A 20,863-nucleotide genomic window follows, 5' to 3' on the forward strand; every position below is an offset into this window, starting at 1 on the left:
ATAATTGATATCAATTTACTTAGGATGTGGCGCCAAATCCCTGCTATCATCCCTGGAACTTAACTATTAAACAAAGCGAATATCTCGCGGCAAAAGTCTTTGAGCTTTTGGGCTGACTCCGCAGCGGGTTCGGTTGCACCGAGAAAACTCCAATTCTCCACGGTGGAAAAGCGCCACTGCTGACCAGTGTGATCGTAACCGGCCGCCTCAACCCCGATCGCCCGACGGCTTCCTTCTACCGGATCTTGGTAAAATCGGATTTGAATCAAGATGCTGCGGCTTTGCAGCAAGCGGCTTCTACCGGGGAAATGGAAGCCAATGTCGATCGAATCTGGATCTACAAGTTCTCTGGTATCCTCGTCATTCATCCAAGGCTTCAAATCGACTTTCGCATCCGGGAATTCGGACTTGAATAAATTCACAACTGCAGCAATTTTGCTGGCAACTTCTATATTTCTGGCTTGTTCGGCAGCGTTCACTCGAAAAACTCCTATCAAATACAGTTATTACATGATTTAGCTAACAATGTAACTGCATACTGCCTGCTTTAAACAGTGAACTGTGGACTATTTGATAGATATTTAGGAATTGACAATTTTCCAAGTGTGTGTTAAGCACAAGTCATACATTTTAGATTTTAGATTTTAGATTAAACAATTGGCAATGAGTGATTCTTTAAGGGTGCGGAATAAATTTTATCAAAGCGGCAGGGCGATCGCAAATTCCGTACCTTCTCCCAGCACCGATTCGCAACTGAGTTTACCGCCGTGGGTTTCTTCCACAATTTGCTTGCTGATAGACAACCCCAAACCCGTACCTTTTCCTACTCCTTTGGTAGTAAATAAATGGTCAAATATTTGAGATTTGACCTCCGATGACATCCCTTGACCGTTATCTTTGATTTTAATCACCACGCTCTGGTTATCCTCGGAGACATGAGTAATAATGGCGATCGTATTCGGTAAAGCTTGAATTTCAGTGTAAGTGCGGCCCTGATTGGATTCCTCAAAACAGTCGATCGCATTTGCCAACAAATTCATAAATACCTGATTCAGTTGCCCAAAATAACATTTAACTGGCGGGATATTTCCGTATTCTTTGATAATTTTAATTGCGGGGCGAGTATCTTGAGCTTTCAGGCGATACTGTAAAATCATCAAAGTGCTGTCGATGCCCTCATGAATATTTGCTGACACTTTATTCGCACTGTCAGCGCGGGAAAAAATACGCAAAGACGTGCTAATATTGCGGATGCGCTCTGTACCTGATTTCATAGATAAAAGCATTTTTGGCAAATCTTCCACCAAATATTCTAAATCAATCTCCGATGCTTTATCCTCTAATTCATCTCCAGGATTAGGAAATTTTTCTTGGTAAAGTTGCAAGTAATCAATCAAATCTAAGCTGGCCTCAGCAGCAGCATCAATATTACCCGCGATAAAACCGAGCGGATTGTTAATTTCGTGAGCAACCCCTGCAATCAAGTTGCCCAAAGCCGACATTTTTTCGCTTTGAATCAGTTGCAGTTGCGCCTGTTGCAGTTCATTGAAAGATTTTTCTAACTGTTGAGATTTCTCTTGCTCGCGCGCGTACAAACCAGCATTTTCTACGGCAATAGCAACTTGAGAAATTAACACTTTGAATACTTCTACTCTTTCTGCTGTAAAAGCTCCTACCGTCACAGCATTTTCTAGATAAATTATTCCGCGCCGCTGAGATTGATAAATCATCGGCAAACAGAGAATTGATTTTGGTTGATATTTCTGAATGTAGGTGTCCACCTTAAAAGGTTCGGCGACAGTCGCATTGTCTAAAACCAGATGCTTTTGACTGCGGTGTACGTAATTAATCACAGACAGGGGTACATCTTGACGATTTTCTACGGGAATAGACGGTAAAAGTGTCACTTTATCCTCCGCAAAACTGCCAGTAGCTTCTATGCAGAGGATATCGTTTTTCAGCAGCAGCAGCACGACTTTTTGAGCCGCCGCATTTTCTAAAATAATTTTGATTAATTTTGTCAACAATTTTTCAAGAACAATTTCACCGTTAAGGACTTGCGCCGACTTAATAAAAGTAGCTAAGTCTAAGAAATCGCCTAAACTACTACTGGTAGTATTTCCAGTGGTAGTGCGGGTGAAATCGAGGGTTGGGGTTTTAATTGTGCGCGTCTGTGCTGCTAAGAAAGGATGTGTTGATTCTAAGTGTTTAACTTTAGCTATGGCTCCCCAATTGATATATCCATAATAGGCTTTAGTCAGATATGCTTGAAAAACTACCTCTTTACCCAAAGCTTGATAAAATTCTCCTGCTAATTCATAGGCTAATGCTTCCTCTTGAATGTAACCATTTTTGGCAGATCCAGAAATTGCGCGATCGTACAAATCCATTGCTTCGGTATTTTTCCCCAACACTCGCGCTTTCTCGGCTGCTACCAAGTCGTATTTGTGTTGATAATTCATCGGAGCATCAACTGCCCATTTTTTCATCTTCTTTTGGTTTCGCAGCACTTTTTTCAGATATTGTTTTTGCTCCCCTTTCTCAGCTTGGGGATACAAAGCGAGAAGACTTATAGAAGAGTAAAAATTATTCAGAGAAACCACATAAAATCCGGCTACGGCTTCTTCATATTTTTCAAATAACCTTGAATTTTCTAAGGCTTTCGCGTAGTTTCTGAAGATAAAATTAAGCTGAGTTTTGGCATGATAAACCAAACACACTAAAAAAAAGTTTTCAGCTTCTATTAAAACGGGGAGCGTTTTAACTTCATTAAATTTATCACCAACTAAATGGCAGGGTTCGACAGCTTGACCGCGCAAATTGAGGGCTGTCTGCCTGCCTATACTTAGATACTGTACAGCCATTTCTAGTTGAGATTGCTGCATTATTTTCATATATTTACCAGTCTCCTGCTCCACCAAATCTAGAGGCTCTCCTATCGACATTTTTTTGAAGCAATATTGACCTATACAATAACTCGCATACTCCAATTCTCCAGTTTCCATCCCTGTTTGAAAACCTTCCTTGAGAACGCTTAATCCTGAGTTAAGCTCGGTTTTCCAGTGTAGAATAAAACAACCCAAGAGTGTATAAACTCTACTTTTCATTGAACGGGATGGAAATTTGTCTAACATCCTAATGGCCAGTTGACCGCATTGGTATGCCAAACTAATGTCCCCTAGCCGGCACATAACTACGCCATAATAAAGGTAGGCAATACTTGCATAAGGCGAATTGCCATATTTAATGCACAGGTTGACCATCCTAAATGCCAGCAGCGGTACCAGGCGGGGTTTTCCCTGAACAGCAGTGCTGATAATCCCTGATAAAATCCGCATGGCTGCTTGTTGATTGGGATCTGTCATTTCTGGCAAGTTAGCTAAATCCTCAATTCGTTTCAACCCCAAGCTCAGTTTTGTCTTGATCAGTCCCGCCACAATATTTAGCGCGTTGGGGTTTTGAGGAAAAGAAATGCCTAACAGTTTCAGCACTTCCAGTCCTGTATTTAGTGCTTCTACAAGTCTAATTTGAGCATTGTAAGACTGGATTTGAAGTTCATAAACATTCATTTTTTCCAGTAAATTTTTAGCTTTTTCCAGTACGATATCGACCAGTTTTTTTGAATTTTCATAGTTGATGTTTAAGTATTCAGCTTCGGCTGTTGACTCGTAAATTGCTAATGTTAAGTCATACTGACTTTGCCAACAATCCGCTGGCAATAATTCCATAGCCACCCGCAAATACCTAACAGCAGCTTCATAAGCACTCGCGGCTTTTGCCTTGCGTCCAGCCGTTAAATTTAATCTTGCTAAATCAATTTTTTCGACTGACTGGCTAATCGTGTCAATTCCGACATTCAACTGATTGACAATATCAAAGATGTTTTCTTCGAGCTTTTCTGGTGGAGTATTATGTAACAGTAATTGACCGATTTTTAAATGGGTGGATTGCTTTTTGTCTTCGGGAATTAGGGAATATGCGGCTTGCTGGACGCGATCGTGCAAAAATTTATAACTAACCCGCGAAGTATCTAATTTGAGATTAATTGATTCGGCTCGATTAAAAACTAAAGGAATCCGATAAGCATCGCTCAATGGCAGAATTAACCCTGCTTGCAAAGCTGAATAAAGTTCAGTGGCTGTAGTATTAGCTGACTCTTCTCTGACAAGTGACAGCACATCTAGAGCAAATTTATCCCCCACACAAGCTGCTAATTTCAACATTTTTTGCGTGGCTGCGGGGAGTTTTTCAATGCGGCTGGCTACCAGTTCCACCACACTTTTATCGGTAATTCCAATGGCTTGAATTTCATCGATACTCCAATTCCAGCCCCCTTTATCTTCTTCATTGGTAACGGGAGATATCATGGGACTAAAGTCATATTTTAAAAGATTTTCTTGATAAAGTGCTTGGAGTAGTTGCGTCAAGAAAAAAGGATTGCCACCCGTTTTATTGCAGATTAACTCGGCTAGATTATTTACTTTTTCTCTGCAAGTGTTAAGTGTTTCAGCGATTAATTCAATCACATTTTCTAAATCCAGCGGTTGCAGCACGATATTGTTGACAACCGTACCCGTCTTTTCAATCTCTTCTAGAGTTTGAATTAAAGGATGAGTGGGACTAACTTCGTTATCTCTATAAGCACCGATTAGCAACAAATATTGCTGGTCAGGGTCAGTTATCAGTATTTGCATTAACTTTAATGTTGCTGAATCTGCCCACTGCAAATCGTCTAAAAAAATCACTAGCGGGTGTTCTTTTTGCGCGAAAACGCGAATAAATTCTTTGAATACTCGATTGAAGCGATTTTGCGATTCTACAGGGCCGATTTCTGGGACTTCTGGCTGTTTGCCAACGATTAATTCAAGTTCAGGAATTACATCGGCAATTACTTTACCGTTTGTTCCTAAAGCTGTTAAAATTTTAGTCCGCCATGTTTCTATAGAAGCAGCGCTTTCTGTTAGCAACTGGCGCAGTAGCGAGTTAAATGCTTGAATCAATGATGCGTAAGGAATATTTCGTTTAAATTGGTCAAATTTGCCGCTAATGAAGTAACCTTTTGAGCGAGTAATTGGTTTGCTAACTTCATTAACTACTGCTGATTTACCGATACCAGAATAACCAGATACTAGCATCAGTTCATTTGTGCCGGATGGGGGAAACTTTTCTTGAAAAGTTGTTAATTTTTCTAAGCAATTGTTAGTTAAACCCCCGCCTACTCGTTCAAATGCTGCTAATAGTTGGTTGACTTGATTTTCCCGACCGTACAATTTCTGGGGAATTAATAACTGACTGAGAATATCTAAGCGTCCGGGGGTAAAATCGGAAACTTTGCCAGTCGTTTCTAACTGATGCAAACAAATTTCTAAATCTGCTAACAACCCGGCTGCACTTTGATATCTATCTTCGGCATTTTTTGCCATCAATTTCATCACTATCTCTGAGATTGCGGCGGGGACTTGTGAATTCAACTGATGCGGTGAAATTGGTTGTCTGGCGATGTGGCTGTAAACTATTTCTAAGGGGTCACTGCTGGGGAAAGGCAGTTTACCTGTCAGCATTTCATACAAGGTAATTCCGAGAGAATAAAAATCGGTGCGGTAGTCGAGGGTGCGGTTCATTCTCCCGGTTTGTTCGGGAGACATATAAGCTAATGTGCCTTCGACGGAGTTGGGATTGTTAAATTGCGGGTTTTCTTTGTTCAGTTTTGTGGCAATGCCGAAGTCGGTGATTTTTACTTGTTTTGTTTGCGAGTTAATTATGATATTGCTGGGTTTGATGTCTTTGTGAATAATCTGATTTTGATGCAGGTATTCTAAGGCTTTGACGATTTGGACGGCGATGTTTAAAATTTCGTGAAGCGAAGCTATCCCGAAGGGAATCGCACTCAGCCTTTGTTGCTCGAGCACTTGTCCGAGAGATTCCCCGCCAAAATCTTCTAAAACCAGTCCTAATCGGTGGTCAAAGGTTTCGAGACTGATGGCTTTAACGATGTGTTTGCTATCTAAGTTTTTGCGGATTTGATATTCGTGTTTGAGGCGGGTAATCGCTTCGAGTGTCGGATATTCGGCTTTCAGGAATTTAAGAATAGTTGCTGACCGATAAGTTGGTGTCTGTCCGCGATAGATAATTGTTTCGACGCCTTCGTGCAGAATAGAGTCGATGCGGTATTCAGAGAAAGTTAACATAAGTTAATTTAAAAATTAACAGGATCTAAGTCTCATTATTATAACATTAAGTTACCTGGGCTTTGTGTGATCCCGATCGTGTATTTTTTAATCGCATCACAAGTAAAATACACCAAATATGGGCGCTTTAAGTTGGGAGTTGCACGTTGACTCGCAACGTGCAACTCCCAACTTAAATAAATTTTCAAGGCTGATTTTCAATCGTTTACTACCGTAACTTCACTGACATGAATAATTGATTCGGGTTCCGGTAAAATGCGGACGCGGGCAAATTTCAAACCGCTGACTCCTTGTTGTGATTCTACCGTGCCCGTCTGAACTTTTGGTTCTACCCAACCTTCGCGAGACAAGTAGCGCAAGTATTGTTGGTACTCTTCCCATTCGTCTTCGGTTGAATAAACTACCGTTAACATTCCCGGCTGGGTAATCCGCTCTTGTGCGTCTTTGTCAACGGCTTTTTCGATCCGCTTTTTCACGAGTTCGTAGCGGATGTCGCGAGTGCTTTTTACGTCCAACATTTTTGGCTCTTCATTAGCTAGTATGCTAAACTAACAATCAAACTGCCAAGTAAGCAAACATCTAACTCGGAAGTTTTCAAAGTTTCTAAATCCGTAAGCAGAACGTTTAATCAACTTGAGCTTATTGTTGATGCCTTCGACAACACCACTCGTAGTCTTATAATCGAAGTAAGCAATAATCTCATCTAGCAAACGAATAATAGACCTCTTGCAAAAGTCATTCTGTAAGGCTAAGTTCATAGTTATAGATGCCTGCAATCAGGTTGAAGCTTAAACCAAATCTACGTCGGCGATTTCGGTAACGTTCCGACAAAATCCGAAAAATTTTCAGCCTCCTATTAACGTGTTCAATAATAATTCGTTGGCTTGCCAGAGTACGGTTTTCCTGCCGTTGAACCTGAGATAAATTAGAGCTTTTGGGCTTTTTAGTAGGGATCTGACTATTGGCATGAAGTTTGGCAATTCCTTGATAACCCTTGTCACGCCAAAGCTTAATTGTAGTGGCTAGCCTGACTTTACTGAAGAATGAATAGTCACAAGGAATGCCTTCTGCCTTTACCACGAAGCTCTGCAGATAATTGCTCCCGTCTTTTGATTGACCACTAATTGCGACTTCAATGTATGATACTTCTTTTTGCCGGAAAACACTTGTGGTTGTTTTTTTTTGGACGCTCGACTGGGCTTTCGGTCACATCGACCACAACTACTTCTAAAACTGAGTCCGGTTGCAGCAGTGCTTTCTTTCCGGGTAAGCTAAACCGACCTGAACGAATTAATGTTTCCTCTACGTGTCTGACGATCCTAAACGCAGTGGATTCATTGATGTTCCAGCTTTGAGCAATGTGAAAGTAGGTACGGTACTCTCGCCAATATTGTAATGCCAGCAGTACCTGGGAATCGGTGCTCAGTTTAGGCGGGCGACCGGGTTTGCGTTTCTGAAGTTGCTGTTGTTCGCTTTACTGACACCATTTCATCAAAAGTTGTAGACCCAACGCCAAAGAATCGCTTGAAGGCTTCTGGCTTTAAACTTTGCACTTGTTCGTAAGTCATCAGTTTTTCCTCTCAATCACCTTACTATTGCCCGGCGTTGGGGACTTTTGCAAGAGGTTTTTTGTGGAACAGGCCCGAAAGCCTGTTCATGAAAATGGTGCAACATATGAATTAACTCAACGGCAGGGCGATCGTAAATTCCGTCCCTTGACCCACAACAGAATCACAACTAAAACACCCGCCGTGGGTTTCTACCACAATTTGGCGGCTGATAGACAACCCCAACCCCGTACCTTTCCCAACACCTTTGGTAGTGAATAAATGGTCAAAAATATGCGCTAAAATTTCTTCGGGAATTCCCCTGCCATTATCTCTAATCTTAATCACAACAGTTTGATTTTCATCATCCATCTCTGTTTTGATGGTAATGATATTAGGCGCCAGTTTAATCTCCGCAAAACTCCGAACTTTATTTGCTTCCTCAAAACAGTCGATCGCATTTGCCAAAATATTCATAAACACCTGATTCAACTGTCCCAAATAACACTTAACTTTCGGGATATTGCCATACTCCTTAACTACTTGAATCAGCGGACGGTCTTGATTTGCTTTCAATCGATGCTGTAAAATCATTAAAGTGCTATCAATTCCCTGATGGATATCTGCCGACACTTTTCGGGTGGTGTCCGCACGGGAGAACGTGCGGAGAGAAGTGCTAATATTGCGAATGCGATCGCACCCAACTTTCATCGACCCCAGCATTTTCGGTAAATCTTCTATAAGATACTCTAAATCGATATCCTCAGCATCCTGTGCGATTTTTGAGCTAGGATTAATCACTTCTTCCTGATATAACTTCAAGTGGCTAATTAAATCGCCCACAGCCGCATTAGCTTCGGTAATATTCCCCGAAATAAAACCGACTGGATTGTTAATTTCGTGAGCGACACCAGCAACCAGATTGCCCAGAGCAGACATTTTTTCACCTTGAATTAGCTGCAATTGTGCTTGTTGCAGTTCATTGAAAGATTTTTCTAACTGTTGAGATTTCTCTTGCTCGCGCGCGTACAAACCAGCATTTTCTACAGCAATAGCAACTTGAGAAATTAACACTTTGAAGACTTCTACTCTCTCTGCTGTAAAAGCTCCTACTGTCAAAGCATTTTCTAGATAAATTATTCCCCGCCGCTGAGATTGATAAATTATCGGCAAACAGAGAATTGATTTTGGTTGATATTTCTGAATATAGGTATCTACCTTAAAAGGTTCGGCGACAGTCGCATTGTCTAAAACCAGATGCTTTTGACTGCGGTGTACGTAATTAATCACAGACAGGGGAACATCTTGACGATTTTCTACGGGAATAGAGGGTAAAAGTGTTACTTTATCATCCGCAAAACTGCCAGTAGCTTCTATGCAGAGGATATCGTCTTTTAGCAGCAGCAGCACTACTTTTTGAGCCGCCGCATTTTCTAAAATAATTTTGATTAATTTTGTCAACAATTTTTCTAGAACAATTTCACCGTTAATGGCTTGCGCCGACTTAATAAAAGTAGCTAAGTCTAAGAAATCGCCTAAACTACTACTGGTAGTATTTCCAGTGGTAGTGCGGGTGACATCGAGGGTTGGGGTTTGAATTGCGCGCGTCTGTGCTGCTAAGAAAGGATGTATTGATTCTAAGTGTTTAACTTTAGCTATGGCTCCCCAATGGATATATCCATAATAGGCTTTAGTCAGATATGCTTGAGAAACTATCTCTTTACCCAAAGCTTGATAAAATTCTCCTGCTAATTCATAGGCTAATGCTTCCTCTTGAATGTAACCGTTTTTGGCGGCTCCATCAATTGCGCGATCGTACAATTCCATTGCTTCAGTATTTTGCCCCAAAACTCGCGCTGTTTCCGCTGCTACCAAGTCGTATTTGTGTTGATAGTTCATCGGAGCATGAACTGCCCATTTTTTCATCGTTTTTTGGTTCTGTACAACTTTTTCCAGATATTGCTTTTGCTCCCCTTTGTCCGCTTGGGGATACAAAGCGAGAAGAGTGAGAGAGGAGTAAAAATTATTTAGGGACACTACATAAAATCCGGCTGCAACTTCTTCATATTTCTCAAATAACCTTGAGTTTTCCAAGGCTGTCGCGTAGTTTCTAAAGATAAAATTAAGCTGAGTTTTGACATTATAAACCACACTAACTAAAAAAAAGCTTTGAGATTCTATTAAAACCGGGAGTGTTTTTAATTCATTAAAGTTATCGCCGACTAAATGGCAGGGTTCGACAGCTTGACCGCGCAAATTGAGGGCTGTCTGCCTGCCTATACTTATATAAGGTACAGCAAATTCTAGTTGAGATTGCTGCATTAGTTTCATATATTTACCAGTCTCCTGCTCCACCAAATCTAGAGGCTCTCCTATCGACAGTTTTTTGAAAGAATATTCACCTATAGAATAACCAGCATATTCCAACTCTCCAGTTTCCATCCCAGTTTGAAAACCTTCTTTTAGATCGCCTAATCCTGACTTGACAGAGGCTTTCCAGTGGTTAATAAAAGAACCAAAGGTTGCATAAACTCTACTTTTGATTGAACGGGATGGAAATTTGTCTAACAGCCTAATTGCCAGTTGACCGAATTGGTATGCCAAACTAATGTCCCCTAGCTTGCACATAATTACGCCATAATAAACGTAGGCAATACTTGCATAAGGCGAATTACCATATTTAATGCACAGCTTGACCATCCTAGATGCCAGTAGCGGTACCAGGCGGGGCTTGGTCGGAACAGCACTGCTGAGAATCCCTGATAAAATCCGCATGGCTGCTTGTTTTTCGGGATCGATCATTTCTGGCAAGTTAGCTAAATCCTCAATTCGTTTCAATCCTAAGCTCAGTTTTGTATTAATCAGTCCCGCCACAATATTTAGCGGCTTGGGATTTTGAGGAAAAGAAATGCCTAACAGTTTCAGGACTTCCAGTCCTGTATTGAGTGCTTCTACAAGTCTATTCTGGGCGTTATAAGACTGAATTTGAAGTTCATAAACATTAACTTTGTCCAGTAATTTTTTAGATTTTTGCAGTACAATATCAACCAGCTTTTTTGAATCTTCATAGTTGATGTTTAAGTATTCAGCTTCGGCTGTTGACTCGTAAATTGCTAATGTTAAGTCATACTGACTTTGCCAACAATCCGCTGGCAGTAATTCCATAGCCACCCGCAAATACCTAACAGCAGCTTCATAAGCACTCGCGGCTTTTGCCTTGCGTCCAGCAGTTAAATTTAATTTTGCTAACTGCATCTTTTCTGCTGGCTGGCTAATCGTGTCAATTCCGACATTCAACTGATTGACGAGATCGAAGATGTTTTCTTCTAGCTTGTCTGGTGGAGTATTCTGTAACAGTAATTGACCAATTTTTAAATGGGTGGATTGCTTTTGGTCTTCGGGAATTAGCGAATATGCGGCTTGCTGAACGCGATCGTGCAAAAATTTGTAACTAACCCGCGAAGTGTCTAACTTGAGATTGATTGATTCGGCTCGATCGAAAACTAAAGGAATGCGATAAGCATCGCTCAAGGGCAGAATTAATCCTGCTTGCAAAGCTGAATAAAGTTCAGTAGCTGTAGTATTAGCTGACTTTTCGCTAACAAGTGACAGCACATCTAGAGCAAATTTATCTCCCACGCAAGCTGCTAGCTTCAAGGCTTCTTGCGTGGGTTCGGGCAGCTTTTCAATGCGAGAAGCTACCAGTTCCACCACACTTTTATCGGTAATTCCAATGGCTTGGATTTCATCGATACTCCAATGCCAGCCACTTTGACTTCCCTCATTTGTAACGTAATTAAATTTAAATGTTAAAAGAGAGTCTTGATAAAGTGCTTGAAGTAATTGGGTCAAGAAAAAAGGATTGCCGCCCGTTTTATTCCAGATTAACTCGGCTAGATTTGTTACTTTTTCTGTGCAAGTGTTAAGTGTTTCAGTGACTAATTGAGTCACATTTTCTAAATCCAGCGGTTGCAGCACGATATTGTTGACAACCGTACCCGTCTTTTCAATCTCTTCTACAGTCTGAATTAAAGGGTGGGTCGGACTAACTTCATTGTCTCGATAGGCACCGATTAGCAACAAATATTCTTGGTCAGGGTCAGTTATCAGTATTTGCATCAACTTTAATGTTGCTGAATCTGCCCACTGCAAATCGTCTAAAAAGATAACTAGGGGGTGTTCTTTTTGGGCGAAAACGCGAATAAATTCTTTGAATACCCGATTGAATCGATTTTGAGATTCTACGGGGGCGAGCTCTGGGACTTCTGGCTGTTTGCCGATGATTAATTCAACTTTGGGAATTACGTCGGCAATTACTTGGCCGTCGGTTCCCAGTGCTGTTAAAATTTTAGTGCGCCATATTTCTAATGAAACTGCACTTTCTGTGAGCAATTGCCGCAGCAAGGAGTTAAATGCTTGGATTAATGAGGCATAAGGAATGTTGCGTTTTAATTGGTCAAATTTGCCGCTGATGAAGTAACCTTTTGACCGGGTAATGGGTTTGCTAACTTCGTTGACTACGGCTGATTTACCGATGCCTGAGTAGCCTGATACTAGCATTAATTCGCTGCTTCCTGATGCGGGCTGGTTTTGTTCTAAGGTTGCTGGTTTTCCTAACAAGTTGTTAGCTAAACCCGCTCTTACACGTTCAAATGCTGCTAGCAATTCATTAACCTGATTTTCCCGACCGTACAATTTTTGAGGGATTAACAATTGGCTGAGAATATCTAAGCGTCCGGGCATGAAGTCGGCAATTTGTCCGGTGGTTTCTAACTGATGCAAACAATTTTCTAAGTCTGCTAACAATCCGGCCGCACTTTGATATCTATCTTCGGCATTTTTTGCCATCAATTTCATTACTATCTCTGAGATGGCGACAGGTATTTCTGAATTGATTTGATGGGGATATATTGGTTGAACAGCGATGTGGCTATAAACTATTTCTAAGGGGTCGTTGCTGGGGAAAGGCAATTTTCCTGTCAGCATTTCATATAATGTGATGCCAAGGGAATAAAAGTCTGTGCGGTAGTCGAGGGTGCGGTTCATTCTCCCGGTTTGTTCGGGTGACATATAGGCTAAGGTTCCTTCGACGGAGTTGGGATTGTTAAATTGCGGGTTTTCTTTGTTCAGTTTTGTGGCAATGCCGAAGTCGGTGATTTTTACTTGTTTTGTTTGCGAGTTAATTATGATGTTGCTGGGTTTGATGTCTTTGTGAATAATGTGCTGAAAATGCAGGTATTGTAAGGCTTTGACTATTTGAATGATGATGTTTAAATTTGCTTGCAGACTCAACGTCTCTTTTTCCAGCAGTTTTGCGAGGGATTCCCCGCCAAAGTCTTCTAACACGATTCCTAATCGGTGGTCAAATGTTTCGAGACTGATGGCTTTGACGATTTGTTCGCTGTCTAAATTTTGGCGGATTTGATATTCGTGTTTGAGCCTGGTAATGGCTTCGAGTGTGGGATATTCGGCTTTGAGGACTTTCAGAATTGCTGCTGGCCCGTCTGTCGGTGTTTGTCCGCGATAGATTATTGTTTCGACGCCTTCGTGCAGAGTAATATTGATTTGGTATTTGGAGAATTTCAACATAACTTGAATTATTAATTACAGGAGCTAATTTTTATTAGATTAACACTACTTTATCTGGATTTGCTGTGATTCAGATCGTGTATTTTTCGCTACCCAATCACACCGAAGATACACTAAGTGACAACGCGGCAGTGTTCGCGAGTGTCAACAAAAATCTTAAATGTAATATCGGTCTTGTGTGTGAGTCCAGAATGATTTCGCTCCGCCATTTTTAAGGATTGGAGCGATCGCACTGCGCTTAAAATAGGAGGGGATGGGAGCGATCGCACTCCGCCTTAAACAGGCAATTGAGCTGGTTCTCAATCGGTAACAACCGTTACTTCACAGATAGTAGAAAGTGATTCTGGTTCCGGCAAAATACGCACGCGGGCAAATTTCAAACCGTTGACTCCTTGTTGTGATTCTACCATGCCAGTCTGAATTTTTTGTTCTACCCAACCTTCGCGAGACAAGTAGCGCAAGTATTGTTGGTACTCTTCCCATTCGTCTTCGGTTGAATAAACTACCGTTAACATTCCTGGCTGGGTAATCCGCTCTTGTGCGTCTTTGTCAACGGCTTTTTCGATCCGCTTTTTCACGAGTTCGTAGCGGATGTCGCGAGTGCCTTTTACGTCAAACATTTTTTCGGTGTTTTCGTTGTGAAAAATGTCGATCGTGGTATTCTGCACTAAGACTAAATGTGTGAGTTCCATGTTAATTTGAGACTCGGCTTGCAAGCGAAAAACTGCGCGGGCACAGTCGCAAATTGCTCGCAGTTGTTCGTACCGCAAACTGTGCAGGTGAAACGGGCTGAATTTGGGGTCGATCGATTTTCCTGCATAAATCATGTGATCGATGCCGTCGGTGCATTCGATGTCACAGTAGTGGGGGAGAATTTGCTGCATTTTTTCTTGCCAGCGGGCCCAGATTTCTTGGAGTTTGGTGCTGATTAGGTTTAGCATTTGGTCGTAGCGGGTACGATCGCTGTAAACGCAGTTGTGTTCGTTTTCACAGGCTGCTCGGTAAGCTTCAACTGCTGCCTGAACCCTGGGGGCACACTGCACAAAATAGTCAAAATATACTTCTAAACGGTTGTTTAAATATTCGGTTGCTCGCACCTCCATATCGACTGTTACTTTTTGTTTTAAATGCTGGATGTAGTCGAGCAAATCGAGCCGCAGTTGCTCGCCGAGGTGGGTAGTTTGTGTTTCGCAAACGGCATCGGCTACGACTAAACCTAAGCGGAATTGTTCGAGCAAATCAGTTTGAATGGCTCGGTTTCTTTCGTCGCTAGAACCGCGAATGTCCGAAATTCCGTACAGCGGATGAACCTCAGCAAATACGATTGTTTCTGGGGGCAGTCCCCAACTTCGCCTTTCTGCTTCTTGGGCGAACCGCCACTCGACTGCGGGGTGGATGTTGTGAATGTGGGTAAACCGCTCTTGGATGGCTTGCCGCAGGGCTGCAATGAAGGCGGGAATGAGTTCTTGGGCGTGTTGAGCGTCAATGCCGTTGAAGTGGTTGGGCCGATCGCACAACAGCCCCACGACACCCAAAATCCGCTGCCCGCACCCCTCGCGGGTGACAGATTTGACTACCAGCGGTATCAGCAGCATCGATCGAGTCCCCATTTTCCGCAAAGTTCGATCGCACTCGGTTTCGCAGTCCCTGCGCAAGTCTGGCACGTTCCAAACTTGATTTGCTGCTGTGGCCTTCAAAAAGTGAGAAGCTTCTAGGGAGTGCATTGAATAAAGAATCGGCTGCAAATGTTGGCCGTCTTTTGCAATTAATAGCTGTACCTGATCGCCGTCGGGCCGCAGCAGCAAAGTGCCGTCAGCATTGAAGAGCGATCGCAAACACCGATCGATTTTCTCAAATTTGTCTGGCCCCAGCATCGAATCTCGATCGATCAATAACTGAGTCAGCCGCCGAATTTGCTCCTGCACGGTGACATCAAAACCTTCTAGCAGCAGCAAACCTTCTACGCGGTAATTATCCAAGTGCAATCGATCGGCTAAATTTTCTAGTTGATTCGGCTGCATCAGCCAAGCTTCCCGTTCCGCAACAGGCATTAATCTTAAAGAAATATCCGCAAATTCATCTATTTTTGAGTCAATTCGAGTAATTTTTAACTGTTCCGAACCCAGCCAAAACTCAATAAATCTGGGTTCTCGGCGTTTGGGGTTTTTTACACTCGCCGTGACGGGTTCGTCTAGCACCCGCAAACCGTCGATGTCAATTTGATAATATTGCTTAAATACCCAGTGCAAAAGGTGGTTGCGGTACAATTGTTCTGCTGTTTTGCCGCCCCAATCCTCGAACAGTTCCAGCAGAGTGATGTCAGTTTCTGCAAACCAACCGTTGGTAGATTGAGTTGCCAAGGACGTTCCCTCCCAACCGGCCAAGCGACAAAATGCCGCGTTAGCATAACGCAGGGCAAAAGTTCCCGGTTCCATTACTGCGATTAAAACGCGGCGGTCGCCGAGAAATTGAAACAGTCGCTTTAAATCTTGTTTCCACGTTTTCAAGCATTCAATTTCAGCAGGTTGGCTGGGTACTTGACCCGCCAAAGCTTCCAGTAGCTGTTCTATACTTGGTTCGCTCGGCAGATTGTGACTGTCTTGCTCTGTTGGGGTGATATCTGTCGCTGGCAGTGATTTTACGGAGTTGTTGTTGTTTTGATGGGCAGACGATTTAGGAGTAGACATGAGTAAAACACCTGAAAGCAGTGGATTTTGCCAAAAAACGTCAGCGATCGGCGATTATGGCTTTGTAAAGAGCTTAGATCCTGTTTGTAAAGTTTGTGTGTGGGTATGGAAAACTGGATGTTTTCTCGGACGATGGCCCCAGGGGCTTTGACTTTTCTCCACAAACAACCTCTCAGCCTCGACGTTATAGGTGATATTAACGTGTTTACCGCGTGGGGGGTAACACCCATTATAAGCGGTAGATACTAGCGGATAGTGTCAGCAACTAATGCTATTTGACTCAGAGGTGAGATATATAGCAGCTTTGGGTTGAATGAGGCACAGCCCTGGTAATTGGTAATTGGTAATTGGTAATTGATAATTGGTAATTGGTAATTGGCAAGCAGGTGACAAGTCACTAATCTAGTAAATAAAAATTGGCAAACAATCCAAATAAACTTGCTATTTCGCAATCCAAGAATTAAAATATATAATACAGCTAACAGCATTTGTGAAAGGACATAGTTATGGCTTTAACGACTAACAATCTCATCGGGGATTTGACTGGATTTCCTGTATTTGCGGGCGGGGGACCGCGTTTTTTGGGATTCGCTACATCCGATGAAATTGACGTAGAGGATGGAAGTTTGTCGTCTTTTCCTTGGGGAGTTTGGGGACTCGACGGCAACGATACTATAGGAGGTTCGTCGGATTCCAACGAACGGCTGTTAGGAAATAACGGCAATGATGTTATCGGCGGTGGCGGCGGAAATGACATAATTTACGGCGGTAAAGATAACGATCGCCTGGATGGAAATGATGGCAACGACGTAGTTAGGGGCGACGCCGGAAATGACATTATCTTTGGAGGGTTCGCGAACGATATCCTGCGGGGAGGGCAAGGAGACGACGATTTAGACGGCAATGAAGGCAACGATTTTTTGGCTGGCGATCGGGGAGTTGACGTGCTCACGGGGCGAGCCGGTGCTGACATATTTGTGCTCAGAAGCAACGAAGGATTTGGAGTCAATGGAGCCGATATCATTACAGATTTTAGGTTTGACGATGGCGATCGCATCGGTTTGACTGACGGTTTAACAGAACTAGACCTTTTCTTTGAAAACGACAATCTAATCGCTTACGAAAACGACGGATTTGTAAATGATATGGTGATTCGCAACCGAAGAGACGGACTGATTTTGGGAGTAGTTTTAAATGTGGATAACTTTGAACTTGTCGGTGCATTTGAACAGGCAAGTCCATTTGCTTTGGCAATTAATGGTTCTCAATTCCAGTTTTTGGCTTAGTTATTTGTAGGGAATTATAGGGGCGATATACCTAGTCCCGGGTAGGGGACACGGCAGTGCCGTGTCCCTACATATCGCGGAAAATCTATCTCTAAGCAACCCTACTTTGCAGAATTGATATTAAAACAGTTATCCCTTTAGATATTTATTTACGTTCCCGCACGCAAAAACCGAGTTTGATGGGGAAAATACTGCGTCGAAGCCTTAGCTGGAGCTATAATTATTTTTTTGAAAAATGCCTAGAAAGGCCGAAAAAAAAGCTTTGAAAGTGTTTCTGGAGGCAGTGCGAGGTTGTTAACCTAGAACATCTACAACTAAAGTAGGGCATAGTAATGCTGGCAATGGCGGAAATATACGAAATGTACGAAATGTCAGGTATAATGAATTGCGTAAACTCCAGCTTCTCCCTAATCTATGGATATTGCTGAAGTTTTAACACTGGCAGATGAGCTAATTTTTGCTAAGACGGAAAAGCATTTAGATTACCTGCAAGAAGCTATTCTGCGGGGAACGTTACAAGACACAACTTACACGCAAATTGCTCAAGAAGTTTACTCAAGTCCAAGTCATGTCAGAAATGTCTGATCACAACTTTGGAAAATACTTTATCAAGGATTGAAAAAAGATATTACTAAAACAAATTTTAGGACTGTATTAGAAAAGACAAATTTTTATAATTATCAATTGGCTATTATTAAAAATGTAACAGGCGAGAAGATAACTGTTAATCATAACCTTAACGTTTGTCGTGAAAAAGCCCGATCGCCCACTTCGCCCCACAACCCCCAACCCACAGCAAAACAGCCCCGCATCGACTTAGGCGACGCACCAGAAATCTCGACATTTTTCGATCGCACATCCGAACTTTCCACCATCAAACAATGGATTTTGGAAAACCGCACCCGTCTCATCAGCATCTTAGGATTAAGCGGAAGTGGCAAAAGTGCGATCGCACTCCAACTAATCCAACACATTCAATATGAATTTGACTGTATTATCTGGCGAATCCTCTGCGACGCACCACCCCTCCAAACCCTCCAAACCGACTTAATTAAATTCCTCTCGCAGCAGCAAGAAACCGAATTACCAGATTTAATCGACTATTTGCGTTCCTACCGCTGTCTAATTGTACTCGATGACGTGCAAACAATCTTCAGCAGCAAACAACTAGCAGCAAACTACAAACAAGGCTATGAAATTATGGCACTTTCTTCAAACAAATAGCAGAATCATGTCACAACAGTTGCTTAGTTTTGCTCAGTTGGGAAAAACCCAGAGAAATTGCATCATTAGAAGGCGATCGCAAAAATTGTCAAACATTGCAACTCAATGGTTTAGGCGAACCAGCAAGAGAAATATTCACATAAAAAGGCCTAGCCGAATCTCAAAACTGGTCAGAATTGATAGACCTTTACCGAGGCAACCCCTTGTGGTTAAATATAGTATCTGCTGCAATAAAAGACTTATTTAGTGGCCAAATTTCGGATTTTTTATCCTATGGTAGCCTAGTTTTAGGAGACTTAGAATATTTATTGCACCAACATTTTCAGCGCTTGTCAGAAAGCGAAAAACAAGTAATGTCATGGTTAGCAAATCAAATCAAAGCAGTCGAAATCTCCAAAAAGGCAGCTCTTCTGGAATTATCCCCTTCAGAATTCCTAAAAGCCGTCGAATCATTGAGACGCAGGTCATTAATCGAAAAAGTCCAAAAAGGCGATCGCGCCATCTTCACAGTCCAACCAGCGATCGCAGAATACATAAAAACTCACATCTTATAGCAGTTTTAAGAACAGGCAAGATGCCTGTTCCACAACACATGAATAATTTGCTTGTGGGGTGGGCTTCTAGCCAGCCCTGAAAGGATTATTGAAAAATTAGCAAAACATTAATCCAAACAGCCCCATTTAGCCCTAAAATAAAAAAGACTGACTAGCCTACATTGCCCTATGTTTGAAGCCCTCGCCGATCGACTCGAATCCACCTGGAAAAAACTGCGCGGACAAAATAAAATCTCCGAGTCCAACATCCAAGACGCGCTCAAAGAAGTCCGCCGCGCCCTCCTGGAAGCCGATGTCAACCTCCAAGTAGTCAAAAACTTCATCGGAGAGGTCGCAGCCAAAGCACAAGGCGCAGAAGTCGTTTCAGGCGTCCGTCCCGACCAACAATTCATCAAAATCGTCCACGACGAACTCGTGCGCGTCATGGGGGAGACCAACGTACCCCTCGCCACAGCCGAATCCGGGCCCACAGTTATCCTGATGGCGGGTTTGCAAGGAACAGGGAAAACCACCGCTACCGCCAAACTAGCGCTGCACCTCCGCAAACAAAATCGTACCGCACTGCTAGTCGCAACCGACATTTATCGACCTGCGGCGATCGATCAATTGCTCACACTCGGCAAACAAATCGACGTACCAGTATTTGAATTAGGCAAAGACATTGACCCCGTAGAAATTGCCCGCCAAGGCATCGAACACGGCAAACAAATCGGCATTGATACCATCATCGTCGATACAGCAGGCCGCCTGCAAATCGACCAAGACATGATGGCAGAATTGGCCCGCATCAAACAAACAGTACAACCACACGAAACGCTGTTAGTTGTTGATGCCATGACCGGCCAAGAAGCAGCAAATTTAACCCGCACCTTTCACGAACAAATTGGCATTACCGGCGCAATCTTAACCAAATTAGACGGCGACAGCCGCGGCGGTGCAGCCTTATCCGTCCGGCAAATATCCGGCGCGCCGATTAAATTTGTCGGCGTCGGCGAAAAAGTGGAAGCCTTGCAACCATTTTATCCCGATCGCATGGCATCGAGAATACTCGGCATGGGCGATGTCTTGACGCTAGTAGAAAAAGCGCAAGAAGAATTCGACATCGCCGACGCCGAAAAAATGCAAGAGAAAATGCTCACGGCAAAGTTTGACTTTACCGACTTTCTCAAGCAGACCAGACTGTTAAAAAATATGGGTTCCCTCGGCGGCATCATGAAAATGATTCCGGGGATGAACAAACTCTCAGACGAACAAATGCGGCAGGGAGAAGTGCAGCTAAAACGCACCGAAGCCATGATTAATTCGATGACAGTTGAAGAACGCCGGAACCCCGAACTTTTAGCAAGTTCTCCATCCCGCCGCCGCCGCATCGGCAAAGGCGCGGGCTACGCTGAAAACGACGTAACTAAGCTGGTGAGCGACTTCCAGAAAATGCGCACCATGATGCAGCAAATGAGTCAAGGCAACTTCGCCGGAATGCCCGGAATGCCCGGAATGCCCGGAATGGGCGGCCCCGGAATGCAGCCCGGTGCCCGCGGCTATATGGGTGCCCAGCAGAAGAAGAAAAAGAAAAAAGATAAGCCCAAGAAAGGTTTCGGACAGTTGTAAAAAGTGGGGGCGGGTTTCACCAACAATAATTGCCTAAAACCGATAATCTTGTAAACCTGCCCCCACCCAGTCCGAGATTCCTTTATTAGTATTGGTGGAATATGTAAGAACTATCAAACTTTAACTCTTTTCTTGTTGCCAGTTTCTACCTGAAAAAAGCCTGCTACTCAACCAGAAACC

General features: G+C 42.9%; 13 protein-coding genes and 1 pseudogene. 5 read left to right on the top strand and 9 right to left on the bottom strand.

Going from position 1 to position 20,863, the window contains the following annotated elements; all coding sequences use genetic code 11:
* Positions 1-59: 59 nt before the first annotated feature.
* From QUA54_RS24490 to QUA54_RS24530, 9 genes and pseudogenes are all read right to left on the bottom strand, one after another.
* Positions 60-479 (bottom strand): hypothetical protein, encoded by a 420-nt coding sequence (locus tag QUA54_RS24490; protein ID WP_333185534.1) that lies wholly within the window; start codon positions 477-479, stop codon positions 60-62.
* A gap of 219 nt (positions 480-698) precedes the next feature.
* The gene (locus QUA54_RS24495) at positions 699-6,188 is read right to left on the bottom strand and encodes an AAA family ATPase (protein WP_333416681.1); all 5,490 of its coding nucleotides are present in this window, start codon (positions 6,186-6,188) and stop codon (positions 699-701) included.
* A 197-nt stretch (positions 6,189-6,385) separates the two neighbouring features.
* Complete coding sequence (locus tag QUA54_RS24500; protein WP_333416682.1) at positions 6,386-6,706, bottom strand: hypothetical protein; 321 nt, start codon at positions 6,704-6,706, stop codon at positions 6,386-6,388.
* 30 nt (positions 6,707-6,736) lie between these two features.
* A pseudogene (locus QUA54_RS24505) lies at positions 6,737-6,913 on the bottom strand (transposase); the annotation flags it as partial.
* Between the two features lie 10 nt (positions 6,914-6,923).
* Positions 6,924-7,325, bottom strand: coding sequence for a transposase family protein (locus QUA54_RS24510; protein WP_333416691.1), 402 nt, complete (start codon positions 7,323-7,325; stop codon positions 6,924-6,926).
* Positions 7,321-7,614 (bottom strand): transposase family protein, encoded by a 294-nt coding sequence (locus QUA54_RS24515; RefSeq protein ID WP_333416692.1) that lies wholly within the window; start codon positions 7,612-7,614, stop codon positions 7,321-7,323. The genes QUA54_RS24510 and QUA54_RS24515 overlap by 5 nt, the downstream gene beginning before the upstream one ends.
* 1 nt (position 7,615) lies before the next feature.
* Positions 7,616-7,756: a hypothetical protein gene (locus QUA54_RS24520; RefSeq protein WP_333185540.1), complete on the bottom strand. Its 141-nt coding sequence runs from the start codon at positions 7,754-7,756 to the stop codon at positions 7,616-7,618.
* 111 nt (positions 7,757-7,867) lie between these two features.
* Entirely contained in the window at positions 7,868-13,324 is a 5,457-nt protein-coding gene (locus QUA54_RS24525) for an AAA family ATPase (RefSeq protein WP_333416683.1), read from the bottom strand.
* A gap of 299 nt (positions 13,325-13,623) precedes the next feature.
* Entirely contained in the window at positions 13,624-16,011 is a 2,388-nt protein-coding gene (locus tag QUA54_RS24530; RefSeq protein WP_333416684.1) for a GAF domain-containing protein, read from the bottom strand.
* Positions 16,012-16,517: 506 nt separating this feature from the next.
* Between QUA54_RS24530 and QUA54_RS24535 the strand changes: the two genes are divergently transcribed.
* The 5 genes from QUA54_RS24535 to ffh all read left to right on the top strand — a co-directional run bounded on the left by QUA54_RS24535 (position 16,518) and on the right by ffh (position 20,683).
* Positions 16,518-17,297, top strand: a complete 780-nt coding sequence (locus tag QUA54_RS24535) for a calcium-binding protein (protein WP_333416685.1) — start codon at positions 16,518-16,520, stop codon at positions 17,295-17,297.
* Positions 17,298-17,711: 414 nt separating this feature from the next.
* Positions 17,712-17,882: a hypothetical protein gene (locus tag QUA54_RS24540; RefSeq protein WP_333416686.1), complete on the top strand. Its 171-nt coding sequence runs from the start codon at positions 17,712-17,714 to the stop codon at positions 17,880-17,882.
* 99 nt (positions 17,883-17,981) lie between these two features.
* Positions 17,982-18,521 (top strand): NB-ARC domain-containing protein, encoded by a 540-nt coding sequence (locus QUA54_RS24545; protein ID WP_333416687.1) that lies wholly within the window; start codon positions 17,982-17,984, stop codon positions 18,519-18,521.
* 203 nt (positions 18,522-18,724) lie between these two features.
* Complete coding sequence (locus QUA54_RS24550; protein ID WP_333416688.1) at positions 18,725-19,075, top strand: hypothetical protein; 351 nt, start codon at positions 18,725-18,727, stop codon at positions 19,073-19,075.
* Between the two features lie 168 nt (positions 19,076-19,243).
* On the top strand, positions 19,244-20,683 hold the full coding sequence (gene ffh, locus QUA54_RS24555) for a signal recognition particle protein (RefSeq protein WP_333198221.1): 1,440 nt from the start codon (positions 19,244-19,246) through the stop codon (positions 20,681-20,683).
* The last annotated feature ends 180 nt before the right edge of the window (positions 20,684-20,863 follow it).

It is taken from the genome of Microcoleus sp. MOSTC5 (genome assembly GCF_036701825.1).
GTDB lineage: Bacteria > Cyanobacteriota > Cyanobacteriia > Cyanobacteriales > Microcoleaceae > Microcoleus > Microcoleus asticus.